Genomic DNA, 20,930 nt, shown 5'->3' with positions numbered 1-20,930 from the left:
GGGCGCCGTCAGCCTGGCCGGCATGATCACCCGCCCCACCGCCGCGCGCGCCCGGGCGGACCGCCAGTACCTGTACGTGAACGGCCGCTATGTGCGCGACCGCACCGTCAGCCACGCGCTGCGCGCTGCCTACGCGGACGTGCTGCATGGCGACCGCCAGCCCGCCTATGTGCTGTTCCTGGACATCGACCCCGCCGCCGTGGACGTGAACGTCCACCCGGCCAAGCACGAGGTCCGCTTCCGCGACAGCGGCGCCGTGCACCGCTTCGTCTCGAATGCGGTCAGCCAGACGCTGGCGCAGACCGGCGGCTCGTCCGCGGTGACGCCGGCCGGCCAAGGCGACGACGCGGAATTCGAAACCGTCGCGCGCCCCGCGGGCGACGCGGCGGCGGCAGAGCAAGCCGCGCCCGCGCCTGCCCCTGCGCCGAATCAGAACCCGCAGCCCGCCGCGGACTCGCCCAGGCCCGGCTACGGCGGCAGCGGCGCGCCGTATGGGCTGCGTCCGTCCCCCGCCCCGCAACGCGCGCACACCCAGGTGCCGTTCCGCCTGCACGCGGAGCCCGCCGGCATCCCCGCGGCCGACTGGCAATCGCTCTATCGTCCGCTGAACGACGACACCGCGGCCAAGACGGCGCCGCTGCGCGAGCCCGCGCCCGCCCCGTCCGCCACGCTGCCGGCGGACGAAGAGCACCCGCTGGGCATGGCGCTGGCGCAGCTGCACGGCATCTACATCCTGGCGCAGAACCGGCGCGGCATGGTGCTGGTGGACATGCACGCCGCGCATGAACGCGTGGTCTACGAACAGCTCAAGCAGGCGCTGGACGCCCGCAGCCTGCCACGCCAGGATCTGCTCGTGCCGGTGGTGTTCCACGCCCAGGAAAAGGACGTGGCCATCGTCGAGGAATTCGAAGAGCAGTTGAGCGACCTGGGCTTCGAAATGCGCCCGTCCGGCCCCACCTCGATCGCCGTGCGCTCGGTGCCGGCCATCCTGGCCCGCGGCGACATCGAAACCCTGGCCCGCGCCGTGCTGCGCGACCTGGGCGCCGTGGGTGTCTCGCGCCTCTTGACCGAACAACGCAACGAACTGCTGTCCACCATGGCCTGCCACGGCTCCGTGCGCGCCAACCGCAAGCTCACCATCGAAGAGATGAACGGCCTGCTGCGCCAGATGGAATCCACCGAGCGCGCCGACCAGTGCAACCACGGCCGCCCCACCTGGGTGCAGTGGTCGGTGTCGGACCTGGACAAGCTCTTTCTGCGCGGGCAATAGGCTTGTCGTCTTCCCTGCTCCCCGCATCGCCCCTGGTCATCTGCCTGGCCGGCCCCACCGCGGCCGGCAAGAGCGCATCCACGCTGGCGCTGGCCGAGCGCTGGCCGCTGGAAATCGTCAACGTGGACTCGGCCACCATCTATCGCGGGATGGACATCGGCACGGCCAAGCCCTCGCCCGAGGAACAGGCGCTGGTGCCCCAGCACCTGCTGGACATCCTGGACCCCGCGCAGTCGTATTCGGCGGCGGAGTTCCGCGCCGACGCGCTGCGGCTGATCGGCGAGATCCGCGCGCGCGGACGCATCCCGCTGCTGGCGGGCGGCACCATGATGTATTACAAGGCGCTGCGCGACGGCCTGGACGACCTGCCTCAGGCCGACCCGGCGCTGCGCGCCGAACTGGAAGCGCGCGCCGCCCGGCTGGGCTGGCCGGCGCTGCATGCCGAGCTGGCGGCCCTGGACCCCGTCACCGCCGCGCGCCTGGCCCCCAACGACAGCCAGCGCATCCAGCGCGCCCTCGAAATCTGCCAGTTGTCCGGCCAGCCCATGTCCGCGCTGCTTCAGCGCGGCCAGCGCAAGCCGGACGACGATGCCAACCAGTACCTGACGATCAGCCTGGAACCCTCCGACCGCGCCGCGCTGCACGCGCGCATCGAACAGCGCTTTGACGCCATGCTGGCCCGCGGCCTGCTCGACGAGGTGCGCGGCCTGCGCGCCAGGCCCGACCTGCACCCGGGCCTGCCGTCGGTGCGCTGCGTGGGCTACCGCCAGATGTGGGCCCACCTGGACGGCGAGATCGACCTGGACACCGCCCGCGAGCAGGGCATCGCCGCCACGCGCCAGCTGGCCAAGCGCCAGATCACCTGGCTGCGTGCGCAGCCCGAGCGCGTCGTCGTGGACTGCCTGGCGCCGGATGCGGTGGCGCGGACAATAGACGCCGTGGCCGCGGCCCTGAAGGGCTAGCCGGCGCCAGACAGGCAGCGCAGAAATAAAAGAACCCGCCGAAAAACGGCGGGTTCTTTTGCGGCCGAAGCCAGCGCGGCCTTACACCACGAAGGTCTGCGCCATGCCGTCCTCTTGCTCGACGATCTCGCCCAGCTTGCTGACGGTCTCGCCCTGCTCGCGCAGCGTGGCGGCGATGGCGTCGGCCTGGGCCGGGTCCACCACCAGCACCATGCCGATGCCGCAGTTGAAGACGCGGTACATTTCCGTGTCCTCGACGCCGCCCTGCTCTTGCAGCCACTGGAACAGCTTGGGCATTTCCCAGGCGTCGCGGTGCAGCCTGGCCGACAGGCCGGCCTGCAGGATGCGCGGCACGTTGTCCAGCAGGCCGCCGCCGGTGATGTGGGCCAGGCCCTTGATGGCGGTGCCGTGCTTGGCCAGCGCGGCCAGCACTTGCTTGACGTAGATGCGCGTGGGCGCCATGACGACGTCGACCAGCGGCTGGCCATGGAAATCGTCATCGGGCTTGGCGTTGGCGCGTTCGAGGATCTTGCGCAGCAGCGAGTAGCCGTTGGAATGCGCGCCGCTGGACGCCAGACCCAGCACCACGTCGCCCGGCTTGATGGACTTGCCGTCGATGATGGCGGACTTTTCCACCGCGCCCACCGCGAAACCGGCCAGGTCGTATTCGCCGTCCGGGTACATGCCCGGCATTTCAGCGGTTTCGCCGCCGATCAGCGCGCAGCCCGACAGCTCGCAGCCCTTGGCAATGCCGCCCACCACCGACGCCGCCGTGTCCACCGAAAGCTTGCCGCAGCCGAAGTAATCCAGGAAGAACAGCGGCTCCGCGCCCTGCACCAGGATGTCGTTCACGCTCATGGCGACCAGGTCGATGCCCACGGTGTCGTGGCGGTTCCAGTCGAACGCCAGGCGCAGCTTGGTGCCCACGCCGTCGGTGCCCGAGACCAGCACGGGCTCCTTGAAGGTCTTCGGCACTTCGAACAGGCCGCCAAAGCCGCCGATACCGGCCAGCACCCCGGGGCGCATGGTGCGCGCGGCGAGGGGTTTGATACGGTCGACCAGGGCGTCGCCTGCGTCGATGTCGACACCGGCATCGCGGTAGGTCAAGGGGGCTTTAGGTTGATTCGTCATGAGAAATGCCGTGGGGTATGTAACAATTGCTGGGATTTTGGTGGAACGCCCTGCATTTTACGATGTTGCGGGCGCAAGCAGGGCTCAAGCTGGCCGGGGCGTTGCGAAAGCGGCCCCGGGCACGACGCGACACCATCCCCCCAGGTGGTTTAAAGTGTAGGGTTGGCCGGTATTGATTTTGCCAGTTTCTGGCGGTTAAAGCCCACGGCAGAGCTTTTTCGGCCCGGCCTGGCTTGGGTTTACCCCCTGCCCGCCCCATGTATCACCGTTTTTTTTGGCTTTTCCGGCACCCGGCAGCGCTGCCCGGCATGTCGCGCGCGGAAATCCGCCACGAATGCTCGCGGCGTTGGTTTTCGGAAGTTCCGAAAAAGCCTGTTTGATAACCTCTCATGAACCGCCAGCTGCTGCTCGACGTTCTTCCCGCGCCAGCGCCATCGCTGAACAACTATATCGCCGGCCCCAACGGGGAAGCGCTGGCAGCCGTGCGCGCGCTCAATCCGGGCCGCGCCCTGTATATCTGGGGCGCCGCGGGCTGCGGCCGCACCCACCTGCTGCGCGCGCTGACCGCGCGCCCGGACGCCGTCTTCATCGACGCGGCCAATGGCGAGACCATGCTGCGCCGCCTGGCCGAGGCCGACTCCAAGTCGCCCATGCCCAAGTTCGTGGCGGTCGACGACGTGCACCGCATGGACGACAGCCGCCAGGCCGCGCTGTTTGCCCTGTACAACCGCTGGCGCGAATCCGCCGCCACGGGCCGCGCCTTCGCGCTGGCGCTGGCTGGCGACCGCGCGCCCCTGTCGATGCCGCTGCGCGAAGACCTGCGCACGCGCCTGGGCTGGGACCTGGTGTTCCGCCTGGACCCCCTGTCCGATGCCGACAAGCTGGCCGCGCTTTCCGCCCAGGCGGCCGAACGCGGCATGCACCTGGCGCCCGAAATCATCAACTGGATGCTCACGCACCACGAGCGCGACATCCGCAAGCTGGCGGCGCTGCTCGACGCGCTGGACCGCTATTCCCTGGCCACAGGCCGTCCCATCACCCTGCCCCTGCTGCGGGCCATGCTCGCAGATCCTGATTCACAACGCACATGACCACCCGACGTCTCGCCCTGTTCGACCTGGATCACACCCTCTTGCCGCTGGATAGCGACTATCAATGGGCCGACTATCTGGCGCGCACGGGCCGGGCGGGCGATCCCGACGAAGCCCGCCGCCTCAACGACGATCTGATGGACCGCTACAACCGCGGCGAACTGACCGCCGAACAGGCCGCCGAATTCATGCTCGGCCTCCTGGCCGCGCACTCGCCCCATGACCTGGCTTCCTGGCACGAGGCCTTCATGGGCGAAGTCATCCGCCCGTCCATCACCCCCGCCGCGCGCGACCTCGTGGAGTCGCACCTGGAAGCCGGCGACCTCTGCGCCATCGTCACGGCGACGAACAGCTTTGTCACCGCCCCCATCGCCCGCGCCTTCGGCGTGCCTCATCTGGTCGCGACCGACGCGGAGTATCTGCGCGGCCGCTACACCGGCCGGATCCTGGGCACGCCCAGCTTCAAGGAAGGCAAGGTGGTGCGCGTCAACGACTGGCTGGCCGGCATGGGATTGGGGCTTGCGGATTTTTCCGAATCGTTTTTCTATAGCGATTCGGTCAATGATGTGCCGCTGCTCGAAAAGGTGACCCGTCCGATCGCCGCCAACCCCAGCCCTACCCTGCGCAATATCGCGCAGGAGCGCGGCTGGCAAGTGATCGACCTGTTCGACCACATGGAAGATTCGAAGTCCTAAATGATCACTGAAACCATAAAAAAATTCGTCGGCCGACTATTCGCGCCGGCGCCCCGGGGGCCGTTGCGCATTGCGCGCGACAAGCACGGCATCGACCGCCGCAACGTGTCGCGCCACGCCATCAAGGTGTGCGAAGTCCTGCGCCAGCATGGCTACGAAGCCTATATCGTCGGCGGCGCGGTGCGCGACCTGATCGTGGGCCTTGAGCCCAAGGACTTCGACGTGGCCACCAACGCCACGCCCGAACAGATCCGCCCGCTGTTTCGCCGCGCCCGCATCATCGGCCGCCGCTTCCAGCTGGTCCACGTGGTGTTCGGCCAGGAAATCATCGAGACCTCCACCTTCCGCGCTCCGGCCTCGGAAGACCAGGAAACCGACGAGCACGGCCGCATCTTGCGCGACAACGTGTTCGGCTCGCAGGAAGAAGACGCCAAGCGCCGCGACTTCACCATGAATGCGCTGTACTACGACCCGCACAACGAGGAAGTCATCGACTACCACAATGGCGTGGCCGACCTGAAGAAGCGCCAGGTCCGCATCATCGGCGACCCGGTCAAGCGCTACCGCGAAGACCCGGTCCGCATGTTGCGCGCGGTGCGTTTCGCGGCCAAGCTCAACGGCACGATCGACCCCGCCACGCGCGAGCCGATCAGCACGATGGCCAACCTGATCGAGAACGTCCCGGCCTCGCGCCTGTTCGACGAAATGCTCAAGCTGCTGACCTGCGGGCATGCCATGGACTGCCTGCGCCAGCTGCGCGCCGACGGCCTGCACAACGGCCTGCTGCCCTTGCTGGACGTGGTGCTGGAGCAGCCCGGCGGCGAACATTTCGTGGAGCTGGCGCTGGAGCGCACCGACGCGCGCGTGCGCGCCGGCAAGACCATCAGCCCCAGCTTCCTGTTCGCCGCGCTGCTCTGGCAGCAGGTGGAAGTGCGCTGGAAGCAGCTGCGCGCCCAGGGCGAGCACACCATCCCCGCGCTGTCGGCCGCCGCCGACTCGGTGCTGGACGAACAGACCGAAAAGCTCGCCATCCAGCGCCGCTTCTCGTCGGACATGCGGGAGATCTGGTTCATGCAGCCGCGTTTTGAACGCCGCATGGGCAAGACCATCTTCCGCATGATCGAGCAGCCGCGCTTCCGCGCCGCCTGCGACTTCCTGCAGCTGCGCGCCGCGGCCGGCGAGTTCGACAGCGTGCTGGCGCAATGGTGGATGGACCTGGCCAATGCCGACGACGCCACCCGCGCCGACATGATCGAGGAAGTCGCGCGCCTGCCGCGCGAAGCCGGCGACGGGCCGTCCGCCCCCGCCGCGCGCAAGCGCCGCCGTCCGCGCCGCAGCGCGCCGCGCAGCGCCCCCGGCATCGAGTAACACCGTGTCCCTGCAGCCCGTTCGCGCCTATATCGGCCTGGGCGCCAACCTGGGGGACAGCGCGGCCACCTTGCGCCGCGTCCTGGCCGAGCTGCGCGGCACGCCGGGCGTGGCGGCGGTAACGCCGTCGCCCTTCTACCGCAGCGCGCCGGTGGACGCCGCCGGCCCGGACTTCGTCAACGCCGTGGCGGCGCTGGATACCATCCTGCCGCCTCTGGCCTTGCTGGACGCGCTGCAGGCGCTGGAGAACCAGCACGGCCGCCTGCGGCCCTACCGGAACGCCCCCCGCACGCTGGACCTGGATCTGCTGCTGCACGGCGATGCGCGGCTGGACCACGAACGGCTGATCCTTCCCCACCCCCGCATGCATCTGCGCGCCTTCGTGCTGCTGCCCCTGCGGGACCTGGCGCCCGGCCTGGTGCTGCAAGGCAAGCCCATCGACGAATGGATCGGCGCGATCCAGGACCAGGCGATCGAACGGATCGCCGGCTAGACAGCGGTCTGGGGGAATTGGCCGCGGCCCAAGCCGCGCGCCCCGGCCATCACGCCTTCGGCGCGAACGCCATCATGGCGCGCTCCACGTCCTCGACCCGAGGCAGGCCCGCTTCATTGCCCAGGTGCTGGATCTTGTGGGCGGACGCGGCCCGCGCAAAGGTGAAGTGCTCCACCCAGGGCAGCTCCGGCCGGTTCAGGAACGACCACACGTAGGCGCCGTGGAAAACGTCCCCGGCTCCCGAGGTATCGACGATGCGCGAGCCCGGCACGTCCAGCGACGGCAGCGTGTCGACCCGCCCCGTCTCGTCATACCAGAGCATGCCGCGTTCGCCCATCGTGACGGCGCCGATGCGGCAGCCCCGGGCCTTGAGCAGGTCCAGCAGGCCTTGCGGCGCCAGCCCCAGCTGCTCGCACATGCGTTCCGCGCAGACCGCCACGTCGATATGGCGCAGCAGTTCATCCGTGTTCTCGCGCAGGCCGCCGCCGTCCAGCGAGGTCAGCACGCCTGCCTGCCGGCAGGCCTGCGCGTAATGCAGCGCGGCGTCGGGCTGGTGGCCGTCCAGATGCAGGGCGCGGTAGCCGCCGATATCCAGCCGCGGGAAGTCGTTCAGGTATTCCGCGTCGCGCGCGCGCACGATGGCGCGCTTGCCGTGGTTGGGCAGGATGAAGGACAGGGACGAGCGGCGCACCTGGCGCGCATGCAGCGACACCCCGTGCGCCGCCGCCATGTCCGTGTACATGTGGCCCAGCCAGTCCGGCGCCAGCGAGCAGATCAGGTCGGGCGGCGTGCCCAGCCGCGCGCACGCGAATGCGGCGGTGACCGCGTTGCCGCCAAAGGAGACGGCATAGTCCCGCGCCACGCGCTTCTCGTCGCCCGTGGGCCATTCGTCGGCCAGCACGGTGACGTCGATGTAGGTATGTCCGATGAAGAGCGCGTCGCTCATGGGCCTGCCTTGTAAGGGGGACTTGCCAGGAAACCAAGGATGTCCGGCACGCCTGCGACGCCCGCGCAGGCTCAAGCCTGTCTCTCGCGGGTGTCAGACGCCTGCGGCCGTCAGGCGCCCGCGGATTCTCCCGCCTGGGCCAGCACCAGGCGGGCGCGCGCGATGACGGGCGCGTCGACCATCTTGCCTTCCAGCATGAAGGTGCCGGCGGACGTGTCGCGATGCGCGGCGATGACGCGCCGGGCCCAGTCCAGTTCATGCCGCGCCGGCACAAAGGCGGCGTGGATCACCGGCACCTGCGTGGGATGGATGCACAGCATGCCGCCAAACCCCATTTGCTGCGCGCGGCCGGCCGCGGCGGCCAGGCCCGCCTGATCCTGCACGCCGGGAAAAACGCCGTCCAGCGCGGGCGCCAGGCCGGCGGCGCGGCTGTGCAGCAGCACTTGCACGCGAGCGTGGTCCAGCACGGTTTCGGCGCCCGGGGTGTCAGGGGTCAGCCCCAGGTCCAGGCCGTAGTCCAGGCTGCCGAACGCCAGGCGCGCCACGCCGGGCGTCGCGGCGACTTCGGCGGCGTTCAGGATGCCCTGGGCGGTTTCCAGGATGGGGATCACGGGCAGGCCGGTCTGGGCGACATGCCGCACCTGCGCCAGGCTCTCGGCCTTGGGCAGCAGGATGCCGGCCACGCCGGGCTTGCCCCGGCAGGCCTTCAGATCGTCGTCGTGCCAGGAGGTCGAGGCGTCGTTGATGCGCACCCAGAGCCGCGCCTGGGGATTCATCCCCAGGAAATCGCACAAGGCTTCGCGGGCCGAGGCCTTGGCCAGGTGCTCCACCGCATCCTCGAGGTCGACGATGACGGCATCCGCGCCGGCAGCCAGCGCTTTGGGTATGCGCTCGGCGCGGGAGGCCGGCACAAACAGGGCGCTACGAACGACGGGATGCATCACACGACCTCCGAGGCATGGAATTTCGCGACCTGATCGGGCGCGTATCCCAGTGATGCTAGCACCGCATCCGTGTTTTGGCCCACTGCGGGCACCGCGGCCATGCGCGGCGCGAAAGCGTTGCTGCTGGCCGGCGGCAGCAGCGCCGGCAGCACGCCGGCCGGGCTGTCCACCTGGCTCCAGCGGGCGCGGGCCTGCAATTGGGGGTGCGCCCACACCCCCGCCATGTCGTTGACGCGGGCATTGGCGATCTGCGCATCTTCCAGCCGGTCCGTCACCTGCCCGATGGACAGGTCGGAGAACGCCGCCTCGATCAGCGCGCGCAGGGCGTCGCGATTGGCGGTGCGCAGCGAATTGGAGATGAAGCGCGGGTCTTCGGCCAATTCCGCCTGGCGCAGCACCTGGGCGCAGAAGACGCGCCATTCGCGCTCGTTCTGCAGGCCCAGCATGATGGTCGAGCCGTCGCCCACCGGGAACGGGCCGTAGGGATAGATGGACGCATGGGCGGCCCCGGCGCGCACGGGCGGCGCCGCGCCGTCGAAGGCGTAGTACATGGGGAAACCCATCCACTCGACCATGCTTTCCAGCATGGACACGTCCAGGCGGCTGCCCAGGCCCGTCTTCTGGCGCAGCAGCAGCGCGTTCAGGATGGCCGAGTAGGCGTACATGCCGGCGGCGATGTCCGCGATCGAGCAGCCGGCCTTGACGGGATCGTCCTGCGTGCCGGTCACCGACAGGAAGCCGCTTTCGCTCTGGATCAGCAGGTCGTAGGCCTTCTTGTCCTGGTAGGGACCGCCTTCGCCATACCCGGAGATATCGCAGACGATCAGGCGCGGATACTTCTCGCGCAGGGCCTCGAACGACAGTCCCAGCCTGGCGGCGGCGCCCGGCGCCAGGTTCTGCACCAGGACGTCGGCGGTTTCCAGCAGGCGGTCCATGATGCCGCCCGCCTCGTCGCGCTTCAGGTCCAGCGTCAGGCTTTCCTTGGAGCGGTTGGTCCAGACGAAGTGCGAGGACAGGCCGCGCACGCGCTCGTCGTAACCGCGGGCGAAATCCCCGCTGCCGGGTCGTTCGATCTTGATGACGCGCGCGCCCATGTCCGCCAGCTGGCGGGTGCAGAAGGGTGCGGCGATGGCGTGTTCCAGGCTGACGACGGTAATGCCGTCCAGCGGGCGGGAGGCCTGCGTGCTCATTCGGTGAACCTCAATTCGGCTTGGTGGGCCAGCGTGCCGTCCTGCTCGGCCCAGAGCTGGGCCACGCCCGGTTCGGTCAAGCGGCCGGCGACCTGGAAGGACGCGGGCGAGATCAGCGGACGCAAGCCGCGGTAGGACAGATGCGTGAGGCGAGCCTTGGGATGGGCGCGCGCGAAGGCGGCGACCATCTCGGTGGCGATGAGCGGGCCGTGCACCACCAGGCCGGGATAGCCCTCGACGCCGGTCACGTAGGGATGGTCATAGTGGATGCGATGGCCGTTGAAGGTCACGGCGGAATAGCGGAACAGCAGCACCGGGGTCGGATCGACGGTGTCGCTCCACTGCGCATCCCGGGGCGCGGGCTCGCTGCCCACAAGCTTGGGCGGCGACGGCTGGCGATAGACGATGTCCTGCTCTTCGCGGATGACGATTTCACCCGCCTGATGGTATTCATGGAGCACGGTCACGAACAGCAAGGCGCCGGTGCGGCCCGATTTTTCCTTGACGTCGGCCACCGTGGACACGCGTTCCGCCGGCACGCCGGCCTTGAGCGGCTGGCGGAATTCGACGCGGCCGCCCGCCCACATGCGGTTTCGGTCCTGGGCGGGGGGCAGGAAGCCGCCCCGCGAGGGATGGCCATCCGTCCCCAGTCCGTCCATGCCCACCGTGCCGATGAAGAACGCCCACTGCCAAAGGGGCGGCAGGGCGTCTCCCTGGGCCGGCGCGGGTCCGCCCAAGGTGGCGGCGATGCGCGCGGCGTGGCCGGGATCCATGGCGTCCGCCTTGCGTTCACCACTGCCGATCCATGCTGCCGGATCTGTAGAAGTCATGCCGATTTCCTTTGGTGGGGTTTTCACAGACTGAAGCATGCCCGCAAGCCGTCCCCGTTGTGAATTCGTTTTTCCTCAAGGCGGGGTTTGCGGCGCCTGAATCGATCCTCCGCACGCTCCCGGCGCCGCGCGCCGTAATATATGGGCCATGCACTTCGACCTCGCCGACCTCCGCCTGTTCATCCACATCGCCGAATCCCCCAGCCTGACCCAGGCGGCCAAGCGGGCGCACCTGTCCCTGGCCGCGGTCAGCGTGCGGATCAAGGCGCTGGAGAACCAGCTCAATTCCCGCCTGCTCTACCGCGACAGCCGCGGCGTGGAGATCACGCCCGCCGGCCAGAAACTGCTGCAGCATGCCCGGGTCATCATGCGGCAGGTGGATCACCTGAAGCACGACTTCCAGGAACAGGCCGACGGCGACGCGGGCCATATCCGCATCTTTGCCAACACCACGGCGGTCACGGAATTCATGCCGGACATCCTGGCGCATTTCCTGTCCGGACACCCCGGCGTCACCGTAGACCTGCAGGAACGCCTGACGCGCGACATCGTGCGCGGCGTGCTGGACGGCACCACCGACCTGGGCATCGTTGCCGGCCCCGTCGATGCGCCCGAATTGCAGACCATCCACTTCAGCACCGACCGTCTGGTGCTGGTCGTTCCCAACGGCCATCCGCTGCAGGACCAGGAGAAGGTCAAGCTGGCGGACGCGGTGCGCTATCCGTTCATCACCATGCACGAAGGCTCCACCCTGGTGGCCTTCCTGCGCGATCAACTCGAGCGCGTCGGCCAGCGCCTGCCGCAACGCATCCAGCTCTACAGCTTCGATTCGATCTGCCGCATGGTGCAGGCGGGCGTGGGCATCGGCGTGATCCCCGATTCGGCGGCGCGGCGCTATGGCGCCGACACCAAGCTGCGCGTGGTCGAGCTGGACGAGCCCTGGGTGGTGCGCGAACGCAAGCTGCTGGTGCGCGACATCGACGCCCTGCCGGGCTGCGCCCGCGAACTCATCCAGCAGATCCAGTCGCCGCCCGCGCCCTGAACCCAGGCCGTCCGCCGCGCATCACTTGCCGGTGAACGCCGGCGCCCGCTTTTCGGCGAACGCCCGCATGCCCTCCAGATAGTCGTCGGTGTAGCCGAGTTCGCGCTGCAGCTGGCATTCCAGGTCGAATTGCTGCGCCAGCGTGTTGCCGCTGGACGCATGCAGCGCGGCCTTGGTGGCGGCGTAGGCGCGCGTGGGCCCGGCCGCCAGCGTGGACGCCACGCCAGCCAGCGTGTCCGACAGCGCCGCGTCGGGCACCATCCGCCAGATCAGGCCCCAGGACTCGGCTTGCGCCGCGGTGACGGATTCGCCGAACAGCGCCGCGCCCATCGCCCGTGCCGAACCCACCAGGCGCGGCAGGAACCAGGTGCCACCGGCATCGGGCAGCAGGCCGATCTTGCTGAAGGCCTGCACGAAACGCGCGGACTCCACGGCGAAGACCACATCGCAGGCCAGCACCAGGCTCGCGCCCGCGCCCGCCGCCACGCCGTTCATCACGCACACCACCGGCACGGGCAAGGCGCGCAAGCGGCTGATGAGGGGCCGGTAGCATTTCTCCAGCATCAGGCTCAGGTCGCGGCGCGCCCCGTCCTCGGCCGGCTTGCGCTCGCTCAGGTCCTGACCCGCGCAAAAGCCGCGGCCGGCCCCGGTGATCACCAGGCCGCGCAGCCCGGCATCGGCCTCCATGACGTCCAGCGCGCGCGCGAGTTCGGCGTGCATTACCGCGGTGAAGCTGTTCAGGCGGTCGGGCCGGTCGAGCGTGATGACGCCCACCCCCCGCTCCAGCGTGAAGCGGATCTGCGTGAATCCCGAATTTTCAGCGGTCATGCCAGTTCCTCCAGGACCGCCAGCTGCTCGGCCGTGTCGCCCAGCAGCTGGTCAATGACGGTCAGGCGCTTGAAATAGTCGCCCACGTCCAGCTCATCCGTCATGCCCATGCCGCCATGCAGCTGCACCGCCATCTGCGCCACCAGGCGGGCGGCGCGCGCGGCTTCCAGCTTGGCCGACGCGATCATGCGGCGGCGCTGCGGGACATCGGTTTCGGTCAGGGCCGCCACCGCCACGTAGGCCATCGACAAGGCGAGCTCCTTGGCCACCAGCATCTCAGCCAGGCGGTGCTGCAGGGCCTGGAACGAGGCCAGCGGCTGGCCGAACTGCTTGCGGGTCTTCAGGTATTCAACGGTAATTTCCAGCAGGCGCTCCATGGCGCCGGCCGCGTGGGCGCACAGCGCCGCCGTGCCCCACTGCAAGGCTTGGGCCAGAGCCTGGTCGGCGGCCTCGCCCTCGGCGAGCAAAGCCTCGGAGGGCAATCCGACCGTATCCAGTTCCAGCCGCGCGCAGCGCGCGCCATCCAGGGTTGGGGTGTCGGTGACGCGCACTCCCGCCGCGTCCGCCGGCACGGCCAGCAGCACAGTCTGCCCTTGGGCGCCGCGCGCGCTCACCAGCCATGCGGTGGCCGCGGCGCCATGCCAGACCAGATGCTTGACGCCGCTCAGCCGCCAGCCTTGCGCGGTCTGCGCGGCGCGGCAGTCCTGCGGATCCGTGTCGTAGCGGCGTCCGGGCTCCTGGTAGGCCACGCTGACGATGGCCTCGCCCGAGGCGATGGACGGCAGCCAGCGGCCGCGCGCCGCGCCGCCGCAAGCGTCGATCAGGGCCGCGCCCATGACCGCGCTGGGGATGACCGGTTCGGACACCAGCCCGCGGCCCAGTTCGGCGTGCACCGGCAGCAAGCTGGCCGGCACCTCGCCGAAGCCGCCGAAATCCTGGGAAATGTTCAGGCCCAGCACGCCCAGCTCGGCAAGCGCGGCCCAAGCTTGCGGGTCCAGTTTGCCGGCCGCCTGGCGGGCCCGGCGTTGGGGAAAGGTCCATGCCTGGTCCACCAGGCGGCGCAGGCTGTCGGCCAGCATGCGCTGTTCTTCGGTATAGAGGAAATCCATGCGTCGTGTTCCTGTCGGATTGCGAGGCGGGGCCTACAGCCCCAGCACCAGGCGGGCGATGATGCCCTTCTGCACTTCGGTCGTGCCGCCGTAGATCGAGGTCTTGCGCATATCGGCGTAGCCCGCGCCCGCGGCGGCGGCCATCTCGGGCCCGGGGCCGTGGAAATCGTTGCCGGCCTGCAGCCAGTCGGGGTCGTAGGGCCAGGCGTCCGGGCCCGCGATCTCCATTTGCAGCATGGCCAGGTCCTGCTGGATCTCGGACCCGCGGATCTTCAGGACCGACGCTTCGGGGCCCGGCGTTCCGTCGTTGCTGGAGGCCACGCGCAACAGCAGCATCTCCAGGGCCATGATGTCGACTTCGATCCGCGAGATGCGGTCGCGGATGCGGCTGTCGGCCAGCAAGGGCTTGCCGTGAGACTGCGCGCGCGCCGCCATGGTCTTCAGGACGCCCAGTTCGCGGTGGCAATGGCCCAGGCCGGCGATGCCGGTGCGCTCGTGGCCCAGCAGGTACTTGGCGTAGGTCCAGCCCTGGTTTTCCTCGCCCACCAGGTTGGACACCGGCACGCGCACGTTTTCAAGCCAGACCTCATTGACGTCGTGACCGCCGTCCAGCGTGCGGATGGGGCGCACGGTGACGCCGGGCGCGCGCATGTCCAACAGCAGCATCGAGATGCCGCGCTGCGCGCGCGCATCGGGATCGGTGCGCGCCAGGCAGAACATCCAGTCGGCGTACTGCGCCAGCGTCGTCCAGGTCTTCTGGCCGTTCACCACGTATTCGTCGCCATCGCGCTCGGCGCGCGTTTTCAGCGAGGCCAGGTCGGAGCCGGAACCCGGCTCGGAATAGCCCTGGCACCACCAGTCCTCCACCCGCAACATGCGCGGCAGCAGGCGGGCCTGCTGCTCGGCGCTGCCGTACTTCATCAGCACGGGACCGATCATGGACAGGCCGAACGGCAGCAGGCGCGGCGCGCCCGCCTTGAAGCATTCCACCTCGAAGATCAGGCGCTGCAGCGCATTCCACCCGGTGCCGCCGTGCTCGACGGGCCAGTTGGGCGCCCCCCAGCCGTGATCGGCCAGGATGTTGTGCCAGCGCACATAGTCGTCGCGTTCCAGCCGCTGGTGCCGCAGCACCTTGTCGCGGATATTGTCCGGCAGCTTGGCGGCGGCGAAGGCGCGCACTTCTTCACGGAATCGGCGCTCTTGCGGCGTCCAGGTCAGGTTCATGGTCTACCTCCTTTTCCCGGTATCTAGCCACGGCCCGGACACCCGGACAATCTGCCTCTTCCGAAGACGGGCTTCGCGCAGCGTGTAGGGCGGCGCACTACGGATTGGCAAAAGTCCTGCTTCAGCAATGAAGAATGGCCGAAGCCGGCGGCAGTGCCGACACTAGCATCCGTCATCCACAGGAATCCCATCGCACCATGACTGTTCCCGATCAGCAGGAAGCCGCGTCGCAGGGCGTCGAGGCGCAGTACCGCCAGGCGCTCGACCAGGGCCGGTTTCTTATCCAGCATTGCGCCGGCTGCGACCGCGCCGTGTTCTATCCCCGAATGATCTGCCCCCATTGCGGCGCGGACAAGCTTGCGTGGACCTCGCCCGACGGGCGCGGCACCGTCTATTCCACCACCGTCGTGCGGCGCAAGCCCGACGCGGGCGGCGACTACAACGTGGCCCTGATCGACCTGCAGGAAGGCGTCAGGCTGATGAGCCGCGTCGAAGGCGTGGCGCCGGATGCCGTGCGCATCGGCATGGCGGTGCGCGCCCAGGTGGCCCAACAGAACGGCCACGGGCTGGTGGTGTTCGTTCCCAACAAGGAGGCGCAATGACGCTGAACGATTTGCGCGGCGCCGTGGCGGTGGCCGGCGTGGGCCACGCGGGCCTCGGCCAGGCCACGGGCTACACCGAAATGGAAATCCTGGTCCAGGCGGCGCAGCGCGCCGTGGCGGACGCCGGCCTGACCATGCGCGACATCGACGGCATCTGCACCGCCAGCGTCGCCGCGCCCATGTGGGCCATGCCGGTGATCGAACACCTGGGCATCCGCCCTGCCTTCATCGACAGCACCATGCTGGGCGGCTCCAGCTTCGTGGCGCACCTCCTGCCCGCGATCCACGCGCTGGCGTCGGGCCAGTGCAATGCCGTGCTGGTCTGCTACGGCAGCACGCAGCGCACGTCCACGCTGAGCCGCGCCGAGATCGGCCGCGTCCGCAAGCAGTTCGATCCGCAGCCATATGAAACCCCCTACGATCCGCTCAGCCCGCTGTCTTCCTACGCGCTGGCGGCGGCCCGCCACATGCATCAGTACGGCACGCGCCGCGAAGATCTGGCGCAGGTGGCGCTGGCGGCCAACCAATGGGCCCAGCTCAATCCCGAGGCGCAGCTGCGCGAGCCCGCCACGCTGGACCAGATCCTGTCCGCCCGCATGGTGTCCGACCCCCTGAGCGTGCGCGACTGCTGCCTGGTCACGGACGGCGCGGGCGCCTATGTGCTGGTGCGCGCCGACCGCGTGCGCGACCTGCCCCGTCCACCGGTCTACGTGCTGGGCAACGCCACGGCTGTCTGGAACCGGCAGATCTCGTCCATGGAGGACCTGACCGTGACGGCCGCCGCCGAATCCGGCAAGCGCGCCTTCGACATGGCCGGCGCGACGCCGAAGGACATCGACGTCGTGGAGCTGTACGACGCCTTCACCATCAACACGCTGCTCTTCCTGGAAGACCTGGGCTTCTGCGCCAAGGGCGAAAGCAAGGACTTCATTGCGGACGGCGCCATCGCCCCCGGCGGCCGCCTGCCGGTCAACACCAACGGCGGCGGATTGTGCTGCGTGCATCCCGGCATGTATGGCGTCTTCATCATGATCGAAGCCGTCCGCCAGCTCCGCGGCGAATGCGGGGCGCGCCAGGTCGCCGGCGCCGAGCTCGCGCTGGTGCACGGCAACGGCGGCACGCTATCCAGCCAGTCCACCGCAATCCTGGGCACCCAGGCAACGCTTTGATCGGCACGGCAACATCGATGTCCCAAGCAGAACCCATCACCCGCATCCATGAAGTCCTGGCGCTGCAGGCGCGCCTGCAGCCCGACGCCATCTGCCTGTACGAAGAAGGCGGCGGAACGCTGAGCTACGCCCAGCTGTGGCAGCGCGTGCAGGACGTGGCCGGCTGGCTGCAAAGCCAGGGCGTGCGCCCCGGCCATCGCGTGCTGATGGTGGGCGAGAACTGCGCGGCAATGATCGCGGCGCTGTTCGGGTGCGGCGTCGCGGGGGCTTGGCCGGTGGGCGTGAACGCCCGCCTGTCCGCGCGGGAAGTCGACAGCATCCGGCGGCACGCGCAGCCCGAACTGCTGCTCTACGCCGCCGGCATCTCGTCGGCCGCCCGCGCCCATGCCGCGGCCGCCGGCGCGGTGGAAGCGGATTCCGCCGTCTGGGGGCCGGGCGTGCAGGCCGCTCGCGCAACCGGCTCCACGCAGGCGGAAACCGGAGAACTGGCCGCCGAAGTGGCCACCGTGATCTACACGTCCGGCACGACCGGCGCGCCCAAGGGCGTGCTCGTGCCGCATCGCGGCCTGCTGCATTTCGCGCGCGTGTCCGCGGCCTCGCGCCGGCTGACCCCGCGCGACATCGGCTACGCCGCGCTGCCCATGTCGCACATCTTCGGCATCGCCACCGTGCTGATGGCCACCCTGCACGCAGGCGCCGGCCTGGTGCTGCGCAGCCGCTTCGATGCCGACGACGCCTTCAAGGCGCTGGCCCATCCCGGCGTCAGCATCCTGCAGGGCGTGCCGACCATGTTCAGCCGCATGATGGCCGCCGCCCCGCCGCGCGCCGAGCTGCGCGCGCCGGCCCTGCGCTACCTGTACACGGGCGGCGCCGCGCTCGACCCGACGCAGAAGCGCGACGCGGAGCGCTACTTCGGCGTGCCGATGCACCACGGCTACGGCATCACGGAGTACGCGGGCTCCATGTTCATCACCGACATCGATGCGCCCCGCGACGACTGTTCGGCGGGCTACGCCGTGGACGGCGTGGAGATGCGCATCGGAAGCCCAGACGCCGGCGCGCCCGCGCCCGGCGTACGCGGCGACATCCTGATCCGCGGACCCGGCGTCATGCTGGGCTACTACCGCGATCCGGAGCAGACCGCGCTGGCGCTGCTGCCCGGCGGCTGGCTCAATACGGGCGACATCGGCTTTGTCGACGCCGGCGGCGCCCTGTTCATCGCGGGGCGCTCCAAGGACCTGATCATCCGATCCGGCTTCAACGTCTACCCGATTGAAGTCGAATCGGTCATCAACGCCTTCCCCGGCGTGCGCCTGTCCGCCGTGGTGGGGCGCGGCACGGCCGACCACAACGAAGAGGTCATCGCCTTCGTCGAGCCCCTGCCCGGCGCCACGATAGACACCCACCTGCTGATGCTGCACCTGCGCGCCCAGCTGGCGCCGTACAAGCGGCCCGCGCGCATCATCCCCATCGAGACGATTCCCACCACCGTCAGCGGCAAGATCCTCAAGCAACCGCTGAAAGAAAGGCTGGCGTAGGCGCGGACAGACGTTCCGCTCCGCGACCGGCCACTTATACACAAGGAGACAAGAGCGTGAACATCAAAAACCTGTTCGCCGCGGCCATCGCCGCGACGGCGCTGACCGCTGCCCAGAGCGCGTGGGCGGACGCCTACCCAGAACGCCCCATCCGCCTGCTGGTGGGCTACGCCCCCGGCGGCCCGGTGGACACCACGGCCCGCGTCTTCGCCAAGTACCTGGGCGACAAGCTGGGCCAGACCGTTGTAGTCGAAAACCGCGCGGGCGCCAGCGGCATGATCGCCTCGGACGCCACCGCCAAGGCCGCTCCCGACGGCTACATGCTGGGCTTTGCCGCCAGCCCCACGCTGACGATGTCGCCGCTGGTCCAGCGCAGCACCCTGTTCGACCCGCGCAAGGATTTCTCGCTGATCGGACTGGTGGTGGACTACGCCAACGTGCTGCTCATCGGTCCGCAGATTCCCGCCAAGAACGTGGGCGAGCTCGTCACCTACGCGCGCGCGCATCCCGACGCGGTGTCGTTTGGGTCAGCCGGCATCGGGGCATCCAACCACCTGTCGGCCGAGCTGCTGAAGAAGCAGGCCGAAGCCTCGATGCTGCACGTCCCCTACCGCGGCAACTCGCCGGCGATGATGGACGTGATCAGCGGCAAGGTGACGTTCATGTTCGACATCACCAGCACCGCCATCCCCTTCATCAAGAGCGGCAAGGCGCGCGCCCTGGCCGTCACGTCCAAGACCCGCAACCCCGAATTGCCCGACGTGCCCACGATGATCGAAGCCGGCATGAAGGACTACGAGGTCGTGGGCTGGTACGCACTGGTGGGACCAAAGAAGCTGCCCGAGGCCGTGTCCGCGCGCCTGACCCGCGCGCTGGGCGAGGTGTCGAAGGACCCGGCCTTCCGCCAGGCCATGACCGAAGGCGGCTACACCATCAACACGGGCGATTCGAGCGCCCTGCAAAGCCGTATCGACCGCGAATACGCCTTGTGGTCGGACGTTATCCAGAGCGCCAACATCCAGGCCAACTGACAACCACCGGAACACCATGATGAATCCTCCGCTTGCGCTACACGCCCAGACTCGCCTGCCGATCATCGGTGCCCCCATGTTCCTGGTCTCGGGCCCGGAACTGGTGGTGGCGCAATGCGCGGCGGGGATCATCGGGACCTTTCCGTCGCTGAACGCCCGTCCGCAGGAGCAGCTGCACGACTGGATCACACGCATCGAGCAGGGCCTGGACGCCAGGCGCCGGGCGGACCCCGCCGCCAAGGTGGCGCCGTACGGCGTGAACCTGATCATCCATCCCAGCAACCCGCGCTGGCAGGGCGACCTGGCGATCTGCGCCGAACGGCGCGTGCCGCTCATCATCACGTCGCTGCATGCGCCGGAGGCGGTTGTGCAGGCGGTGCATCCCTATGGCGGCCTGGTCTATCACGACGTGACGACGGTGCGGCACGCCAAGCGCGCGCTGGAAGCCGGCGTGGACGGCCTGATCCTGGTGGCCGCGGGCGCGGGCGGCCATGCCGGCCAGGTCAATCCGATTGCGCTGGTCAACGAGATCCGCGCGTTCTACGACGGCCCGCTGGCGCTGTCGGGCTGCATCAGCCACGGCAAGGACGTGCTGGCCGCCCAGGTCCTGGGCTGCGATTTCGCCTACATGGGCACGCGCTTCATCGCCACGCAGGAGTCGCTGGCGGGCGAGGCCTATCGGGAGATGGTGCTGCAGGCGCAGGCCGCGGATGTGACCTATACGCCGTACTTCTCCGGAGTGCCTGCGAATTACCTGTCGGCCAGCATTCTGGCGGCGGGGCTGGATCCGTCGGCGCTGGCCCAGGGTGGCGAGGCGCCGCCGGCGAACATGGACAAGAGCTCCCGGCCGAAGGCTTGGAAGGATGTCTGGAGCGCGGGGCAAGGCGTTGGGGCGGCGCAGGAGATATTGGACGTGGGGACGTTGGTGGAGCAGTTGGAGGCGGAGTATTGGGGGGCTCGGGAGGGAGTGGTTCGGGGGGTTGGTTGATGACGATCCAGACACCGCCTGACCAGGGCCTGACACTGATGAAACGCCGAACCCGGTGTCTCGAACTAGGTGTCTGACACCCATGAGACCGCGACTCAAGCTGGAGACCGTCTCACACGGGTGTCAGACACCGGCAGACCGGAGACACCCATGCGAACCAGGTGTCTGACACCAATGAGACCGCAGCTCAAGCTGGAGATCGTCTCACACGGGTGTCAGACACCGGCAGACCGGAGACACCCATGCGAACCAGGTGTCTGACACCCATGAGACCGCAGCTCAAGCTGGAGATCGTCTCACACGGGTGTCAGACACCGGCAGACCGGAGACACCCATGCGAACCAGGTGTCTGACACCCATGAGACCGCGGCTCAAGCTGGAGACCGTCTCACACGGGTGTCAGACACCGGCAGACCGGAGACACCCATGCGAACCAGGTGTCTGACACCCATGAGACCGCAGCTCAAGCTGGAGATCGT

The 20,930-nt window shown here is 69.0% G+C and carries 20 protein-coding genes; 12 read left to right on the top strand and 8 right to left on the bottom strand.

What is annotated here, in order from left to right; genetic code table 11:
- Window positions 1-1,270 (top strand): DNA mismatch repair endonuclease MutL (gene mutL, locus ACFWP0_RS23510; protein ID WP_377846167.1); only part of this gene is annotated, 1,270 nt, incomplete at its 5' end.
- A gap of 2 nt (window positions 1,271-1,272) precedes the next feature.
- Window positions 1,273-2,232, top strand: a complete 960-nt coding sequence (miaA, locus tag ACFWP0_RS23505) for a tRNA (adenosine(37)-N6)-dimethylallyltransferase MiaA (protein ID WP_377846165.1) — start codon at window positions 1,273-1,275, stop codon at window positions 2,230-2,232.
- 81 nt (window positions 2,233-2,313) lie between these two features.
- Here the strand turns inward: miaA and purM are convergent, their stop codons facing one another.
- Window positions 2,314-3,363, bottom strand: a complete 1,050-nt coding sequence (gene purM / locus ACFWP0_RS23500) for a phosphoribosylformylglycinamidine cyclo-ligase (protein ID WP_377846163.1) — start codon at window positions 3,361-3,363, stop codon at window positions 2,314-2,316.
- Between the two features lie 389 nt (window positions 3,364-3,752).
- On the opposite strand from purM, the gene hda reads away from it, so the two are divergent.
- Genes hda through ACFWP0_RS23480 form a run of 4 tightly spaced genes read left to right on the top strand, consistent with a single transcriptional unit; the run spans window position 3,753 to window position 7,010 of the window.
- Window positions 3,753-4,454, top strand: coding sequence for a DnaA regulatory inactivator Hda (gene hda / locus ACFWP0_RS23495; RefSeq protein WP_377846161.1), 702 nt, complete (start codon window positions 3,753-3,755; stop codon window positions 4,452-4,454).
- A complete protein-coding gene (locus tag ACFWP0_RS23490) occupies window positions 4,451-5,149 on the top strand; it encodes an HAD family hydrolase (protein ID WP_377846160.1) in 699 nt (232 codons plus the stop codon). The genes hda and ACFWP0_RS23490 overlap by 4 nt, the downstream gene beginning before the upstream one ends.
- Window positions 5,150-6,517, top strand: a complete 1,368-nt coding sequence (gene pcnB, locus ACFWP0_RS23485; RefSeq protein ID WP_377846158.1) for a polynucleotide adenylyltransferase PcnB — start codon at window positions 5,150-5,152, stop codon at window positions 6,515-6,517.
- A 4-nt stretch (window positions 6,518-6,521) separates the two neighbouring features.
- Window positions 6,522-7,010 (top strand): 2-amino-4-hydroxy-6-hydroxymethyldihydropteridine diphosphokinase, encoded by a 489-nt coding sequence (locus tag ACFWP0_RS23480; protein ID WP_377846156.1) that lies wholly within the window; start codon window positions 6,522-6,524, stop codon window positions 7,008-7,010.
- Between the two features lie 49 nt (window positions 7,011-7,059).
- On the opposite strand, the gene ACFWP0_RS23475 is transcribed toward ACFWP0_RS23480, so the two are convergent.
- From ACFWP0_RS23475 to ACFWP0_RS23460, 4 genes are all read right to left on the bottom strand, one after another.
- Window positions 7,060-7,956: a sugar kinase gene (locus ACFWP0_RS23475; protein WP_377846154.1), complete on the bottom strand. Its 897-nt coding sequence runs from the start codon at window positions 7,954-7,956 to the stop codon at window positions 7,060-7,062.
- A gap of 110 nt (window positions 7,957-8,066) precedes the next feature.
- Window positions 8,067-8,900, bottom strand: a complete 834-nt coding sequence (locus ACFWP0_RS23470) for an HpcH/HpaI aldolase/citrate lyase family protein (protein ID WP_377846152.1) — start codon at window positions 8,898-8,900, stop codon at window positions 8,067-8,069.
- Entirely contained in the window at window positions 8,897-10,090 is a 1,194-nt protein-coding gene (locus ACFWP0_RS23465; RefSeq protein WP_377846151.1) for a CaiB/BaiF CoA transferase family protein, read from the bottom strand. The genes ACFWP0_RS23470 and ACFWP0_RS23465 overlap by 4 nt, the downstream gene beginning before the upstream one ends.
- Window positions 10,087-10,920 (bottom strand): MaoC family dehydratase N-terminal domain-containing protein, encoded by an 834-nt coding sequence (locus ACFWP0_RS23460; RefSeq protein WP_377846149.1) that lies wholly within the window; start codon window positions 10,918-10,920, stop codon window positions 10,087-10,089. Before ACFWP0_RS23460 ends, ACFWP0_RS23465 begins: the two co-directional genes overlap by 4 nt.
- Window positions 10,921-11,068: 148 nt before the next feature.
- On the opposite strand from ACFWP0_RS23460, the gene ACFWP0_RS23455 reads away from it, so the two are divergent.
- Window positions 11,069-11,962: a LysR family transcriptional regulator gene (locus ACFWP0_RS23455; protein WP_377846148.1), complete on the top strand. Its 894-nt coding sequence runs from the start codon at window positions 11,069-11,071 to the stop codon at window positions 11,960-11,962.
- A 21-nt stretch (window positions 11,963-11,983) separates the two neighbouring features.
- Here the strand turns inward: ACFWP0_RS23455 and paaG are convergent, their stop codons facing one another.
- From paaG to ACFWP0_RS23440, 3 genes are read right to left on the bottom strand one after another with little or no spacing between them, the layout of a single operon-like run.
- Window positions 11,984-12,790, bottom strand: a complete 807-nt coding sequence (gene paaG / locus ACFWP0_RS23450; RefSeq protein ID WP_377846146.1) for a 2-(1,2-epoxy-1,2-dihydrophenyl)acetyl-CoA isomerase PaaG — start codon at window positions 12,788-12,790, stop codon at window positions 11,984-11,986.
- Window positions 12,787-13,899 carry an acyl-CoA dehydrogenase family protein gene (locus tag ACFWP0_RS23445; protein WP_377846144.1) on the bottom strand — a complete coding sequence of 371 codons (1,113 nt, stop codon included), beginning with the start codon at window positions 13,897-13,899 and terminating at the stop codon, window positions 12,787-12,789. Before ACFWP0_RS23445 ends, paaG begins: the two co-directional genes overlap by 4 nt.
- Before the next feature lie 33 nt (window positions 13,900-13,932).
- Complete coding sequence (locus ACFWP0_RS23440; RefSeq protein ID WP_377846142.1) at window positions 13,933-15,123, bottom strand: acyl-CoA dehydrogenase family protein; 1,191 nt, start codon at window positions 15,121-15,123, stop codon at window positions 13,933-13,935.
- 197 nt (window positions 15,124-15,320) lie between these two features.
- Here ACFWP0_RS23440 and ACFWP0_RS23435 point away from each other — a divergent pair, with 197 nt between their 5' ends.
- From ACFWP0_RS23435 to ACFWP0_RS23415, 5 genes are read left to right on the top strand one after another with little or no spacing between them, the layout of a single operon-like run.
- Window positions 15,321-15,725: a Zn-ribbon domain-containing OB-fold protein gene (locus ACFWP0_RS23435; protein WP_377846140.1), complete on the top strand. Its 405-nt coding sequence runs from the start codon at window positions 15,321-15,323 to the stop codon at window positions 15,723-15,725.
- Window positions 15,722-16,894, top strand: a complete 1,173-nt coding sequence (locus ACFWP0_RS23430) for a thiolase (RefSeq protein WP_377846138.1) — start codon at window positions 15,722-15,724, stop codon at window positions 16,892-16,894. The genes ACFWP0_RS23435 and ACFWP0_RS23430 overlap by 4 nt, the downstream gene beginning before the upstream one ends.
- Window positions 16,895-16,911: 17 nt before the next feature.
- A complete protein-coding gene (locus ACFWP0_RS23425; protein ID WP_377846137.1) occupies window positions 16,912-18,432 on the top strand; it encodes a class I adenylate-forming enzyme family protein in 1,521 nt (506 codons plus the stop codon).
- A 56-nt stretch (window positions 18,433-18,488) separates the two neighbouring features.
- Window positions 18,489-19,463: a Bug family tripartite tricarboxylate transporter substrate binding protein gene (locus tag ACFWP0_RS23420; RefSeq protein ID WP_377846135.1), complete on the top strand. Its 975-nt coding sequence runs from the start codon at window positions 18,489-18,491 to the stop codon at window positions 19,461-19,463.
- Between the two features lie 19 nt (window positions 19,464-19,482).
- Window positions 19,483-20,451 carry an NAD(P)H-dependent flavin oxidoreductase gene (locus ACFWP0_RS23415; protein ID WP_377846174.1) on the top strand — a complete coding sequence of 323 codons (969 nt, stop codon included), beginning with the start codon at window positions 19,483-19,485 and terminating at the stop codon, window positions 20,449-20,451.
- Window positions 20,452-20,930 lie beyond the last annotated feature (479 nt).

This window comes from Achromobacter sp. NPDC058515 (assembly GCF_042721735.1).
In the GTDB taxonomy this organism is placed as follows: Bacteria; Pseudomonadota; Gammaproteobacteria; order Burkholderiales; family Burkholderiaceae_B; genus Achromobacter.
The sequence above is the reverse complement of the archived record's forward strand: the minus strand, read 5'-3'. Positions and strand labels throughout refer to the sequence as shown.